A 12,609-nucleotide genomic window follows, 5' to 3' on the forward strand; every position below is an offset into this window, starting at 1 on the left:
GAGTCCTTGAGTGGGAGAGTGCGGCGGTGGTGGACCCGGGCGCCGGGGCCGTCGCGGTGGACGGCCCCGTCCCCGGGGGTGTGTGAGGGTTACGGGCGGGGCAGGCCCGGCGGGTTGACGAGCGACTCGGCAACCGCCTCGTCGCTGAGGTCCCAGCGGTCGAGCGCCTCGGCGTAGGTGCCGTCCTCAATGATTGAGTTGAGCACGATCGCGACCGGGTCGATGAGTCCGTTGCCCTTCGCCGTGGTGACGCCGATCTGGGCGTTCTCGGGGTATCCGCCGTTGAGCGTGCCCACGACCTTCGACCCGCCACTCACCGCCGCGGCGAACGCCGCGGTGGGGTTGGGGCCAAAGATCGCGTCGACGCGGCCAGAGGCGAGAGCGAGCTGCGCGGCGGCGTTGTCGTCGTAGTAGATCGGCTCGCCGGCCGGCAGCCCGGCCGCCTCGTTCTCTGCAAACCAGTCGAGCAGGATCTTCTCCTGGTTCGTGCCGCTGCCGACCACGACCTTCAGGCCAGAGACGTCCTTCGCCTCGGCGATCGAGTCGATGTCGCTGTCGTGCGCCACCGAGAAGGCGAGCACGTCGTTGCGGTGCGTTGCGAAATCGAAGAGGTCCTTGCGCTCCTCGGTCACGGTGACGTTCGACACGACCACGTCGTACTTGCCCGACTCGACGCCGAGCGGCCAGTCGGCCCACGCCACGTTCTCGGGCGCGTACTCGAGGCCGAGCCCGTCGGCGACGAGCTGGGCGATGTCTGGCTCGATCCCCAGCAGGGTCGCGTTGTCGTCCTCGGCGAGGAAGCCGAGCGGCGCTTCGTAGGCGGAGTGCGCCACGGTGAGCTTCCCGTCCTGGATCGGCGCGAAGCCGCTCGCCTCCAGCGCTGCGACGGCCTCGGGGATCGGGTCGATGCGCGGGCGCTCAGCGGCGTTCTCGCTCGTGAGGTCGAACGGCGACTCGGCGGCGACGGCCGTCGATTCCCCGGGCGCCACCGCCCCGTCTGCGGAGTCCGAGACGACCGCGCTGCAGGCGGTGAGTCCGGCCAGGGCGACGGCGCTCAGCACGGCGATGGCGGCGCCGGTGCGCCTGCGGGTGGTGATGGTCATTGGGTGTCCTTTGGTGGTGGTGTGCGACGGATGTGTGGTGCGGGAACAGCGGTGGTGCGGGACAACGGTGGTGCGGGAAAGCGATGGTGCGGTGGTGCCGGATCCGGCCCGGGCGTCCGATCGCGCGGCGGGAGGGGCAGCCGCGCGATGCGGCACCGAGCCGCGGCCGGTCAGATCACCCAGTCGAGGAACTCCTGGGTGCGCGCCTGCTCCGGTGCGCGGAGCACCTGAGCGGGCGGACCCTGCTCGACGACCCGGCCGGCGTCGAGGAACACGACGTGGTCGGCGATCTCGGCGGCAAAGCCGATCTCGTGCGTCACGATGATGAGGGTGGTGCCCCCGGTCGCGAGGTCGCGGATCACGCTGAGCACCTCGGCGACGAGCTCCGGATCGAGCGCGCTCGTCGGCTCGTCGAACAGCAGTACGTCCGGGGCGAGGGCGAGGGCCCGCGCGATGGCGACGCGCTGCTGCTGGCCGCCCGAGAGCTGCCGCGGGTAGTGATCGGCCCGGTCGGCGAGGCCCACACGCTCAAGCAGCACTCGCGCCTGCGCGATCGCCTCCTGCCGGCTGGCCCGCTTCAGCCCGATCGGCGCTTCGATGACGTTCTCGAGCGCGGTGAGGTGCGGGAACAGGTTGAAGTTCTGGAACACCATCCCGACGCGCGTGCGCCGCTGCAGGATCTGCTTCTCGCGCAGCTCGTGCAGCTGCGTGCCCCGGCGCTCGTAGCCGATGTACTCGCCGTCGATCGTGATCGCGCCGGCGTCTATCGTCTCCAGGTGGTTGATCGCGCGCAGCAGCGTTGATTTCCCGGACCCGGACGGACCGAGCAGCGTCACCACCTGGCCGGGGGCGACGCGCAGCGTGATGTCGTGCAGCACCTCGTTCGCCCCGTACGACTTGTGCACGCCGGTGATCTCGACGAGCCCGGTGCTGGGTGGGTGGCGCTCGTCGCCGGTCTGCGGCGCGGCGGCACCGGCCGCGAGGGCTGCGGGATCGGCGACCGTGTCGGCGTTCGCGGCGGGCGCTTCCGCGGCGTCGGCCGCGGAAGCGTTGATCGTGGCTTCAAGAGTCATTCCGGGCCTCCTCAGTGTGCGCTCGTGTTGAGCGCGGCGACGGTGTGCGCGGACGCGCCACCGGTGATCGGCTGCGGCGCCCCGGGCCGCCCGGGCGCGGGGCCCCGGCGCAGGCGAGCCACACCGCCGCGCACCGCGCGACGCACGCGCTGCAGCGGCGTGGGCGGTAGCTCGCGGGCGGTGCCGCGGGCGAAGCGGCGCTCAATGTAGTACTGCGCGACGCTGAGCACGGTCGTGAAGATCGTGTACCAGACGGCGGCGACGAGCAGCAGCGGCACCACCTGCTGGTTGCGGTTGTAGATCACCTGCACGGTGTAGAACAGTTCGGGCAGCGCCACGATGAACACGACCGAGGTCCCCTTGAGCAGCCCGATCACCTCGTTGAACGCGTTCGGGAGGATTGCCCGCGCCGCCTGCGGCAGCACGATCCTGAAGAAACGCCGGCCCCGCGGGATCCCGAGCGCCTTGGCCGCCTCAATCTGGCCCTGGTCCACCGAGAGCAGTCCGCCGCGGATAATCTCGGCCGAGTACGCCGCTTGGTGCAGCGACAGGCCGAGGATTGCGGCCACCGTCGACGAGAGCAAGCGCACGGTGTCGAACTCGACGAGCCAGAAGTCGTAGCTGAACGGCCAGCCGATCCCGAGCGTGGGAAACAGGTAGCCCAGGTTGTACCAGATCACCAGCTGCACCACGAGGGGCACCGAGCGGAAGAACCAGATGAAGCCCCAGGCGAACGAGTTCAGCAGCAGCGAGCCGGAGAGCCTGGCGAGCGCGAGCAGCCCGCCGAGCGCGAAGCCGACGACAGCGGAGACGGCGGTGAGCCACAGCGTGAGCCACAGCCCGCGCAGCACCGCGTCGTTGAAGAAGTACTCGGCGAAGACCGGCCAGCGCCACTGCGGATTGGTGAAGAACGTCCACACGAGCTGCGCGAGCAAGAACACGGCCACCGCGCTCAGCCCCCACCGCCACCAGTGGCGCAGCGGGACGACGGGCTCGGCCACCGGCGGAGCCGTGCGGTTCACGACCTCACCGGGTGAGGCCTCAAGCGTTGCGGTCATGGTCTGGCCTCCTGTGCGGCTGCGGCGGCCCGGCGGTGTGCCGGGCCGAGCTCCTTCGTGAACGGGTGCACGCCGATCTGGTCGGCCGGGCGTGCGGGATCGAACTGCGGCGTGTAGCCGGTGCCCAGGTACAGGGCCACGGCCTCGGGCTGCCGCGGCCCGGTCGTGAGGTAGATCCGCTCGTACCCGAGCCGGGCGGCCTCGTGCTCGAGCGCGGCAAGGACTCGCTTGGCGAGGCCCCGGCCGCGCAGATCGGCGCGGGTCCAGATCCGCTTGAACTCGGCGGTCCGTTCGTCGAAGCGCATGAACGCCCCGCCCGAGACCGCTTCCCCGCCCGAGAGCAGCAGCAGGAAGCTGCCGTGCGGGGCGGTGAACTCGGCCTCCGGGTAGCGGTTGAGCTCGACAGACGCCGGCTCCCCGAACACCTCGACCACGTAGCGTGCGTCATACTCGCGCTCAAGGTCCGCGAGGAGCGGGCGAGCGGGCGGGTCGCCCGGGTGGACCACGCGGACCACCAGCTCGTCGGCCGCGACGGTGGCGCTCACGCTGCCGCCTCCGCGGCGGGCGGTGCGGCCCGCCAGGGCACGTGCGGCGGCCGCGGGAGGCCGAGCGTGTGCCGCAGCGTGGGGTTCGCGCCGGTGTCCGGGTCGGTGTCGTACGCGGTGCGGAACGAGCCGCGCTCCTGCAGCAGCGGCACCACGCGGTCGACGAACTCGTCGAGGCCGCCGGGGGTGAGGTGCGGCACGAGCACGAAGCCGTCCGAGGCGCGCTCCTGCACGGCCCGATCGATCTCGGCGGCGACGGTCGCCGGCGACCCGACGAAGGTGTGCCGCGCGGTCTCGGCTGCAACGAGCTGGCGCAGCGTGAGGCCCTCGCGCGCGGCCCGGTCGCGCAGCTGCGCCGCGCGGGCGACGCGATCCGCCACCTGCGTGGAGACCTGGCCCTGGCGCTGCTGCCCGTCGCTCGGATCGACCGAGGGGAGCGCCCCGTCCGGATCGAGCCCGGGCAGCTCCTGCCCCCAGATCGCCTCGACCCACGCGATCGCGGTCTGCGGGCTCGTCTGCGCGAGCGAGATCTCGCGGGCGCGCTCCCGCGCCTCTGCGTCCGTGTCGCCGAGCGCGAACGTCGCCCCCGGCAGGATGAGCAGCGAGTCTTCACTGCGGCCGACCGCCGGCAGCCGGCCCTTGACGTCGCGGTAGAACTCCTGGCCCTCCGCGAAGCTCGAGTGCCGGGAGAAGATGATCTCGGCGTTCGCGGCGGCGAAGTCGCGGCCGGCGGGCGAGTCGCCCGCCTGCACGATCACGGGGAAGCCCTGCGGGCTGCGCGGCACGGTGCTCGTCGCCGCGACCGAAAACTGGGGCCCGTGATGCACCACGCTGCGCACGCGCGCCGGGTCCACGAAGGTGCCGCTTGCGCGGTCGGCCACGATCGCGTCGGCGTCCCACGAGCTCCATAGCTCCTTCGCCAGCGCCACGAACTCCTCGGCGCGCGTGTAGCGCTCGGCGTAGGGAAGGAACCCGCCGCGGCGGAAGTTGCCGCCGTGGAACGCGTCGGGCGAGGTCACCACGTTCCAGCCGACGCGCCCGTTCGAGAGGTGATCGATCGTGGCGAGCTGGCGCGCGAGCTCGTACGGCTCATTGAACGTGCTCGTGAGCGTGCCCACCACCCCGATGTTGCGGGTCACCGAGGCCATTGCGGTGATCACCGCGAGCGTGGCCGGTCGCCCGGCGACGTCGAGGTCGTGGATCCGGCCGCCGTGCTCGCGCAGGCGCAGGCCCTCGGCCAGGAAGACGTAGTCAAACAGCCCGCGCTCGGCGGTCTGCGCAAAGCGCTTGAACGAGTCGAACGCGATCTGGCTGCCCGAGGCGGGATCGCTCCAGACGGTTGCGCTGTTGACGCCGGGGAAGTGGGCGACCAGGTGGACCTGGCGTGTGCTTGGCTGCGGCGCGTGCGCCGAGGTGCTCCTCATGCTGCGGTCTCCTTGCGGGCTGCGGTGCGTGCTGGGGTGTCTGGGTGCGCGGTGGCCGGGGCGGCGGCGAGGCCGAAGCGCTCGCGCAGGGAGACGGGCTCCGGATCCCCCGCGCGGCCCGGCGCCGCCGCGAGGCCGCGCTCGCGGAGCCGCGGGAGCAGCTCGGCGGCGATCAAGCTCAGGTCGGCCGGGAGCGTGAGCGGGCGCAGCCGCACTCCGTCGACGCCGGCGGCGTGCCACGTCGCGATCAGCTCGGCCACCTCGGCGGCGGATCCGGTGACCACGCGCGCGTCGCTCTCGAAGCGCTCGCCCGCGACCCGGTCGAGGCGCGCGAGGCGATCCGCCCCGGACTCCCCGTCGGCATCGATGGCGACCACCAGGTCGGCGACGATCCTGAGCGGTTCGAGACCGCGCCCCGCGCGATCCACGGCGCCCTCGGCGGCGCGGACCTGCGCCACGAGCTCGGTGACCGAGCGGTCGCGGGAGGCGCCGGCGCGCACGGACGCGTTCTCCGGCGTGATGAACACCACGTCGGCGGCCTGCGCCGCGAGCTCGTGGACGCGCGGCGAGTGCGACAGCACCGTGATCGGCAGCTGCCCCTGCGGCGAGCGCGGCACGATCGACGGGCCGGCGACGGCGAAGCGCTCGCCGGCGAAGTTGATGTGGTGCACGCGGTCTCGGTCGAGGAAGCGGCCGGTCGCGACATCGCGGATCTCGGCGTCGGCGTCCCAGCTGGCCCAGAGCCCGCGGGCCACCTCGGCCACGTCGGCTGCCTCGTCGAGCAGCTCGGCGAGCCCGGCGTCGGGCTCCCCGGCGATGACGCGCTGCACGTCGATCTCGGGCGCGCTGCGGCGCCCGAACGCGGCGGCCGCGGCGGGCTCGCCGGAGATCCGGAGCTGCCAGCCGCCGCGCCCCTCGGAGACGTGATCGAGCGTCTGCAGCGCGGTGGCGACGTGGAACGGCTCGGTGTGGGTGGTGGTCACCGTGGGGATCAGCCCGATGCGCGCGGTGCGCGGGGCGATCCAGCTCGCGGTGAGCAGCGCGTCGAGCCTGCCCGTGACCCGGTCGGCCGGCGGGGCCGAGGGAGCGGACGGCGCAGCCGCTGTGCCGAGCGGGGTGGCGTGCTGCGGCCGCAGCGCGTCCTCGAGCGTCACGTAGTCGAGGCCGGCAGCCTCGGCGGTCTCGACGAGGCCGGACCAGTAATCGGAGGTGAAGAGCGCGTCCGGACTGGCGGCTGGCTCACGCCAGGCGGCGGGGTGCCAGCCGGCACCGTCGAGCGCGATCCCCACCGTAAAGGATGTGGGTTGAGTTATGGGAGACATGCGGCGAGCTTATGGCTAGCCGGTATGGGGTTGTCGAGCTGTGTGACGAAAAATGACCATTACGCTCTGTGTCACCGGGGGCAGCGGCGCCCGCGATGGCCGACCTACACTGACTCAAGTTCCGCCGGATAAGATCCCGCGGCGACTCCGCGACATCACACCGTGGATCACGACCTGTCTGCCACGGCGCCACTCCCGGCGCCACTCACAGTCGAGCGTCGTTCTCGCAGCTGCGCGCTCGACGCCGGAAAGGGATCACCGTGTCCACCATCTCCGTCATCGTCGGCAACCCGAAACCGAACTCGCGCACCCGCGAGATCGCCGAGGAACTCGCCGCCCGCGTCGCCGCCCGCACCGGCGCGACCGCGCACCCAACCGTCGACCTCATCGAGCACGCGGCGGCGCTGTTCTCCTGGCCCGCGCCCGGCATCGATCCGCTGCTTGAGCAGTTGCGCACCGCCACCTACGCGGTGATCGCCACGCCCACGTACAAGGCGAGCTACACCGGCCTCCTCAAAGCGTTCCTCGACCGCTACCCGGCGCAGGCGCTGGCCGGCGTCACCGCGATCCCGGTCTTCACGACCGCCTCAGACGAGCACGCGCTCGCGGTCGAGTTCACGCTCCGCCCGCTCCTCGTGGAGCTCGGCGCGAGCGTGCCCACCCGGGGCCTCGCGTTCCCCACTCCGAAGTTCGACCGCCGGGCCGAGGTGCTCGACGAGTGGTTCGCGAGCCAGGGGCGGCTACTCCCCGGCGCCGCGAGCCCGCCCGCCGCCGCAGGCGAACCCGGCGCTGCGAGCCTGGCGGGGGCGCGGGCATGAGCGCCGAGGCCACGACCGCGGCAGCGACGACGCCACCGCCGACCGCCGTGCAGTTCGACGAGCGCGAGTACCGCGACGTGATGGGCAGCTTCGCCTCCGGCGTCACGGTGATCACCACGCACGGCGCCACGGGCCCGGTGGGGTTCACCTGCCAGTCGTTCTACAGCGTCTCAATCGATCCGCCGCTCATCTCGTTCTCGGTGGCGCGCACCTCGCGGAGCCTCGGCGCCGTGCAGGCGCACCGGCGAGTGGCGGTCAACTTCCTCAGCGCGCAGCAGCAGCACCTCAGCGGGCAGTTCGCCCGATCCGGAACCGACAAGTGGCAGGGCGTCGAGTGGGCGCCCTCCGCCGGCACCGGCGCGCCCACGATCACCGGGGTCACCGGCTGGGTCGCGGGTGAGATCGAGCAGGAGATCGAGGCGGGCGACCACATCATCTTCCTCGTCCGCGTGGCCGAGGTGTCGACGGATCCGGATCGCGCGCCGCTCCTCTTCTATCGCGGCGCGTACCGCGAGCTCGAGTACATGATCTGAGCAGGCCGGGGCCGGGCGCGGGCGGGCGGGCGATCGGCTAGCCGACCGCCCGCGCGCGGATGCCCGCGATGATGAAATCGAGTCCGCGGTCGAACACGCGGCGATTTCGCTCGACCCCGACCGGGTGCCGCCGGATGAGCTCGCCCAGCCCGGGCTCGACGCTCTCGGGGTCAAGAATCGTCTCGGGCGAGAGCGCGTCGAGCGCCGCCCCGAAGGTGAACGCGTCGATCACCTCGATCGTGGTGAGCAGGTGCTCGTCTGGCACGCCCGCGGCGGTGAGCGCCGCGGCGAGTGAGGTGTAGAACCGGAGCACGTCTGGCTCGTCAATGATGACCGTGAGCATGAGCTGCAGCACGCCGGGGTGATCCGCATACATGCGCCAGGTGCGTTCAACCTCGCGCCGGATCCGCTGCTCCCACCCCTCGGCCTCCGGCGCGACGGCGATGTACTCGGGGACGAGCACGTGCCGCATCGCCCGGATCACCCCATCGCGGCCGTCGACGTGGTGGTAGAGCGAGGAAACACTCACACCCAGCTGCTTCGCGAGCGGGACCAGCTGCAGCTCGTGCCCGGCGGTGACGTAGTCGATCGCGGCGCGGCCGATGATCTCTCGACTGAGCCTTGCGGTGCGCGGTCTCGCCACTGGGTCCCTTCCTCGATCCTGCTTGACAGATCCTCTCACACCGTGCAGCATGATTCTTGGATTACCGAAACCATTTCGGTTATTCGTGACGCACGAGCCACGAGCCGCCAACGCCGCCGGAAAGAGCAGAAGTGAACCACACCCCAGCGCCCACCACCGACCCGCGCCACCCGCTGACGCTCCGCAACGGAAGCGCCACGTTCATCGTGGCCCTCGCGAGCCTCATGATGGCAAACCTCGCGCCGTTCATCATGACGGCGCTCGGCCACCTCGGCTTCGACGTCATCGCGAGCGGCAACATCCTCACCTGGGCGCTCCTCGCCTCCGCACTCGTGGGCCTCGGCACCTCGCGCCTCGCGGCCGGCAGCGCACGCCGCACGCTCGCGATCGCCGGCCTCGCGGTCGCGGTCGTCGCGTTCGGGGCGGCCACCCTGATCCAGAACCCCACCGTCGCGGTCACCGGCCTCATCCTCGGCGGCGCCGGCGTCGGCGCCGCAATCTCCACCTCGGGCGCCGCCCTCGCGGCCCTGCGCAACCCGAACCGCATCTCCGCGGCCAGCGGGCTCGTCAACCGGATCCTGATCACGATCGTGCTCGCGATCATCCCCCTCATCGGGATCACGCAGGGCAGCGTCTTCGGCACGCTCGCCCTCATCTCGCTCGTGGGTCTCGCGCTCGCAACCTGGCTCCCCAACGCACCCGAGCACGCCGAACCGGTCGACGTCACCACCAGCCTGCAGATCGCCGAGCCCCGCCGGATCACGATCGCCGGCTTCGCCGTGCTCCTGGTGTTTCCGCTCTGGGGCACGAGTGAGGACGCGATCTGGACGATGGCGCCCGTGCTCGGCGACGCGGTGGGCGTGAGCGAGCAGTCGCTCGGTTTCACGCTCAGCATCGCGGCCGCGGGCGGCATCCTCGGCATGCTCGTCGTCACCATCTTCGGCGCCCGGATCGGCCGCGCGCTCCCCCTCGCGATTGCGCTCGCGCTCGGCGGCGTGCTCAAGATCTGGATCGGCTTCGCCGCGGATCCCGCCCTGCTCGGTGCGCTCATCATCGGCGTCAACACCATCTACGCGTTCGCGTTCTCCCTGTTCATCGCAACCGCCGCCGGGCTCGACGCGCGCGGCCGCTGGTCGGGGCCCCTGCTGGGCGCCTACCTCGTGGGCTCAAGCTTCGCCCCGCTGCTCGGCGGTGCGCTGATCGCGCAGCTCGGGATCCCGGCGTTCGCGCTGATCATGGGCATCGTGAGCTTCGTGGTGATCGTGCCCACCGCCATGATCGCCCGCGTCTCCGTGGGCGCCGAGCGCGCGCTCGCCCGGGCGGCGACGCGGGGCGAAGCGCACACCCTCGTGCCATAGCATCGAAGTCTCGGCGCTCGCGCCCCGCACCACACCACCACCCCACGAAAGTGAGCAGCAATGACCTCCCCGACCACGATCTACACCAACGCCACGGTCTTCACGGGTGAGGCGGCGATCGCGCCGCGCGAGAGCTTCGCGGTGCGCGACGACCGCGTCCTCGCGTCCGGCGACCTCGCCGCGGTGCGCCTCGCCGCGCAGGCGGGCGGCGCGCCCGTCACCGAGGTGGATCTCGGCGGCGCGGTGGTCACCCCCGGAATCATCGAGGGCCACTCGCACATGCTCATGCTCGGTGAGTCGCTCTCGAAGGTCCAGCTCCGCGACGCCGCCTCGATCGAGGTGGTGCAGGAGCGGCTCGCCGCAGCCCGCGCCGCGGCCCCCGACGCGCCACTGCTGCTCGGCACGAGCTGGCTGTTCGATATCTTCCCCGAGGGCGAGCGCCCCACCGCCGCGGTGATCGACGCGGTCGTGCCCGACGTTCCCGTGATCCTCGACGCGAACGACCTCCACTCGGTGTGGGTCAACACGAAGGCGCTCGAGGCGATGGGCATCACGCGCGACACCCCGGACCCCGTGGGCGGCGAAATCGTGCGCGACGCGCAGGGCGACGCGACCGGGTTCCTGCTCGAGACCGCGGCGATGCAGCACGCGTGGGGCTACCTCGACTCAGTGCGCAGCGAGGCGGACGAGGATCGCTACCTCGCCGCGGCGTTTGACGCGTACCTGGAGACGGGCGTCACCGGCGCGACCGAGATGTCGTTCGGCGAGGCAGACCTCGCGGCGTACCGCCGCATCCTCGACCGCGACGGGCGGCTCCCGTTCCCCGTGAACGCGCACTGGCTCCTCACCGCCACGGGCGACACCGCTACCGACGTGGCCCAGATCGAGCGGATCGTGCGCGAGCGCGACGCGGTCGCCGCACAGTACGGCGACGCGTGGCTCCGGATCACCGGCGTCAAGTTCATCCTCGACGGGGTCATCGACGCGTGCACCGCGACGATGCGCGAGCCGTACGCGAACGGCGCGCTCCCCGGCGCGATCTGGGAGCGCGAGTTCGCCCTCCCCATGGCGGTCGCCGCCGACGCCGCCGGGCTGCAGCTCGCGCTGCACGCGATCGGCGACGAGGCGAGCACGATCGCGCTCGACATGGTGCAGGAGTGCATCCGCGTCAACGGGCCGCGCGCGAACCGCCGGGCCCGCGTTGAGCACCTCGAGTCCGTCGCCGACGACACGATTGCCCGCATGGCGGCGCTCGGAGTGACCGCGTCGATGCAGCCGGTGCACTGTGACCCCGCGGTGCTCGATAACTGGCAGGCGGTGCTCGGCGACGAGCGCGCGCGCACCGGCTTCCCGTGGCACAAGTTCCGCGCGGCCGGCGTGCCCCTCGCCCTCGGCACCGACGCGCCCACCGCGCCGCACGTCGCCCCGGACAACCTCTTCATAGCGCTCACCGCCGAGTCGGCGCTCGACCGCAGCCGCGAGGCGTACCAGCCGGAGCGCGTCTTCACGCCGTCGCAGGCGCTCGAGGCGCTCACTCTGGGTGCCGCGTACGCAACCCGCCGCGAAGACGAGCTCGGCCGCATCTCCGCCGGGTACCGCGCGAACGTGGCCGTGTGGGCCGCGAACCCGCTCGCCGGCGCCCCCGCCGAGCTGCTCGGCACTGGCGCCGCGCTCACGCTCGTCGACGGGCAGGTGGCGCACCGCCGCGAGGCGTAACCGCTGCCGCCAGCGGGGCGCGCCGACCACGCCCCGCTGGCGCTTCCCAGCCAGGACCGAGAGAATGGCGACATGAGCACGGCACCGGAGTCCCCCACCGAGTTCACCTATGTCGACGCCGGCGGGGTCGAGATCTTCGCGACCGAGTGGAAGACGGCCGAGCCGATCGGCGTGGTCCAAATCTCGCACGGCATCGGCGAGCACTCGAAGCGCTACGCCGACTTCGCGCAGCACCTCACGCGCGCCGGGTTCGCCGTGTTCGCCGACGACCACCGCGGCCACGGCGAGACCGGGCGCCGCCAGCACGACGGCGACCTGAGCCGGCTCGGGCGCCTCGGCCCCGGCGGCCTCGCCGCGACCGAGGCAGCGATCCTGCAGCTCACCGACATCGCGCGCGAGCGCTACCCGGGCCTGCCCGTGATCATGTTCGCGCACTCCTGGGGCTCCCTCATGGCGCAGCGCAGCCTCAACCAGCACCCGCACCGCTGGGACGCCCTCGTTCTCTCGGGCTCCGCGTTCCGCAGCCCGCGCTTCATGGAGAGCGGCGACCTCAACGCGAAGTGGGCTGGCCCCGACGCGAACGGCTTCGAGTGGCTCAGCCGCGATCCAGCGGTCTCAGCCGAGTTCATCGCCGACCCGCTCTGCTTCGGCGCAGACATCCTTAAGCTCTTCGGCCTCGCCGACGGGCTCAAGCTCTTCGGCAAGCCCGCGACCGGGCTCCCGCAGGATCTGCCGATCCTCATCGTCTCCGGCGCGGCCGACCCGCTCAACCGCGGCGACGGCCTGCAGCGGCTCGGCGAGGCGTACCGGCGGCGCGGCGTGCGCGACGTGTCGGTAAAGCTCTACCCGGACGCGCGGCACGAACTCCTCAACGAGACCAACCGCGAAGAAGTGATCGCCGACATCATCACCTGGATGCTGGAGCGCGTGGCCCCCGAGTAGGGGCGAGCCGCGCCAGAAGAAACGCGCGACACCCCTTTTTCCTCCCACTATCTGGGCCGGAGGCGTACTCTGAG

General features: G+C 72.0%; 12 protein-coding genes. 5 read left to right on the forward strand and 7 right to left on the reverse strand.

Going from position 1 to position 12,609, the window contains the following annotated elements:
• Nucleotides 1-89: 89 nt before the first annotated feature.
• The 6 genes from EV139_RS04850 to EV139_RS04875 all read right to left on the reverse strand — a co-directional run bounded on the left by EV139_RS04850 (nt 90) and on the right by EV139_RS04875 (nt 6,525).
• A complete protein-coding gene (locus EV139_RS04850; protein WP_130453188.1) occupies nt 90-1,103 on the reverse strand; it encodes an ABC transporter substrate-binding protein in 1,014 nt (337 codons plus the stop codon).
• A 170-nt stretch (nt 1,104-1,273) separates the two neighbouring features.
• On the reverse strand, nt 1,274-2,176 hold the full coding sequence (locus tag EV139_RS04855; RefSeq protein ID WP_130453189.1) for an amino acid ABC transporter ATP-binding protein: 903 nt from the start codon (nt 2,174-2,176) through the stop codon (nt 1,274-1,276).
• A gap of 11 nt (nt 2,177-2,187) precedes the next feature.
• Nucleotides 2,188-3,234 (reverse strand): amino acid ABC transporter permease, encoded by a 1,047-nt coding sequence (locus tag EV139_RS04860; protein WP_130453190.1) that lies wholly within the window; start codon nt 3,232-3,234, stop codon nt 2,188-2,190.
• Entirely contained in the window at nt 3,231-3,779 is a 549-nt protein-coding gene (locus EV139_RS04865) for a GNAT family N-acetyltransferase (RefSeq protein ID WP_198677457.1), read from the reverse strand. Before EV139_RS04865 ends, EV139_RS04860 begins: the two co-directional genes overlap by 4 nt.
• Nucleotides 3,776-5,203 (reverse strand): NtaA/DmoA family FMN-dependent monooxygenase, encoded by a 1,428-nt coding sequence (locus EV139_RS04870; RefSeq protein ID WP_130453191.1) that lies wholly within the window; start codon nt 5,201-5,203, stop codon nt 3,776-3,778. The genes EV139_RS04865 and EV139_RS04870 overlap by 4 nt, the downstream gene beginning before the upstream one ends.
• Nucleotides 5,200-6,525, reverse strand: a complete 1,326-nt coding sequence (locus EV139_RS04875) for an LLM class flavin-dependent oxidoreductase (protein ID WP_130453192.1) — start codon at nt 6,523-6,525, stop codon at nt 5,200-5,202. Before EV139_RS04875 ends, EV139_RS04870 begins: the two co-directional genes overlap by 4 nt.
• A 260-nt stretch (nt 6,526-6,785) precedes the next feature.
• Here EV139_RS04875 and EV139_RS04880 point away from each other — a divergent pair, with 260 nt between their 5' ends.
• Together EV139_RS04880 and EV139_RS04885 are read left to right on the forward strand one after the other, a co-directional pair.
• The gene (locus tag EV139_RS04880) at nt 6,786-7,343 is read left to right on the forward strand and encodes an NADPH-dependent FMN reductase (protein WP_130453193.1); all 558 of its coding nucleotides are present in this window, start codon (nt 6,786-6,788) and stop codon (nt 7,341-7,343) included.
• Nucleotides 7,340-7,876, forward strand: a complete 537-nt coding sequence (locus EV139_RS04885) for a flavin reductase family protein (RefSeq protein ID WP_130453194.1) — start codon at nt 7,340-7,342, stop codon at nt 7,874-7,876. The genes EV139_RS04880 and EV139_RS04885 overlap by 4 nt, the downstream gene beginning before the upstream one ends.
• A gap of 37 nt (nt 7,877-7,913) precedes the next feature.
• On the opposite strand, the gene EV139_RS04890 is transcribed toward EV139_RS04885, so the two are convergent.
• Nucleotides 7,914-8,519: a TetR/AcrR family transcriptional regulator gene (locus tag EV139_RS04890; protein ID WP_130453195.1), complete on the reverse strand. Its 606-nt coding sequence runs from the start codon at nt 8,517-8,519 to the stop codon at nt 7,914-7,916.
• A gap of 131 nt (nt 8,520-8,650) precedes the next feature.
• Here EV139_RS04890 and EV139_RS04895 point away from each other — a divergent pair, with 131 nt between their 5' ends.
• The 3 genes from EV139_RS04895 to EV139_RS04905 all read left to right on the forward strand — a co-directional run bounded on the left by EV139_RS04895 (nt 8,651) and on the right by EV139_RS04905 (nt 12,535).
• Nucleotides 8,651-9,877, forward strand: coding sequence for an MFS transporter (locus EV139_RS04895; RefSeq protein ID WP_130453196.1), 1,227 nt, complete (start codon nt 8,651-8,653; stop codon nt 9,875-9,877).
• Nucleotides 9,878-9,937: 60 nt separating this feature from the next.
• Nucleotides 9,938-11,593 (forward strand): amidohydrolase, encoded by a 1,656-nt coding sequence (locus tag EV139_RS04900; protein WP_130453197.1) that lies wholly within the window; start codon nt 9,938-9,940, stop codon nt 11,591-11,593.
• A gap of 72 nt (nt 11,594-11,665) precedes the next feature.
• Nucleotides 11,666-12,535: an alpha/beta fold hydrolase gene (locus tag EV139_RS04905; protein ID WP_130453198.1), complete on the forward strand. Its 870-nt coding sequence runs from the start codon at nt 11,666-11,668 to the stop codon at nt 12,533-12,535.
• Nucleotides 12,536-12,609 lie beyond the last annotated feature (74 nt).

Source organism: Leucobacter luti (assembly GCF_004217175.1).
GTDB lineage: Bacteria > Actinomycetota > Actinomycetes > Actinomycetales > Microbacteriaceae > Leucobacter > Leucobacter luti.

What these genes read in the sequence shown, in the direction of transcription:
- EV139_RS04850 (WP_130453188.1), bottom strand. Translation starts at nt 1,103, where the DNA reads ATGACCATCACCACCCGCAGGCGCACCGGCGCCGCCATCGCCGTGCTG.
- EV139_RS04855 (WP_130453189.1), bottom strand. Translation starts at nt 2,176, where the DNA reads ATGACTCTTGAAGCCACGATCAACGCTTCCGCGGCCGACGCCGCGGAA.
- EV139_RS04860 (WP_130453190.1), bottom strand. Translation starts at nt 3,234, where the DNA reads ATGACCGCAACGCTTGAGGCCTCACCCGGTGAGGTCGTGAACCGCACG.
- EV139_RS04870 (WP_130453191.1), bottom strand. Translation starts at nt 5,203, where the DNA reads ATGAGGAGCACCTCGGCGCACGCGCCGCAGCCAAGCACACGCCAGGTC.
- EV139_RS04875 (WP_130453192.1), bottom strand. Translation starts at nt 6,525, where the DNA reads ATGTCTCCCATAACTCAACCCACATCCTTTACGGTGGGGATCGCGCTC.
- EV139_RS04885 (WP_130453194.1), top strand. Translation starts at nt 7,340, where the DNA reads ATGAGCGCCGAGGCCACGACCGCGGCAGCGACGACGCCACCGCCGACC.
- EV139_RS04900 (WP_130453197.1), top strand. Translation starts at nt 9,938, where the DNA reads ATGACCTCCCCGACCACGATCTACACCAACGCCACGGTCTTCACGGGT.
- EV139_RS04905 (WP_130453198.1), top strand. Translation starts at nt 11,666, where the DNA reads ATGAGCACGGCACCGGAGTCCCCCACCGAGTTCACCTATGTCGACGCC.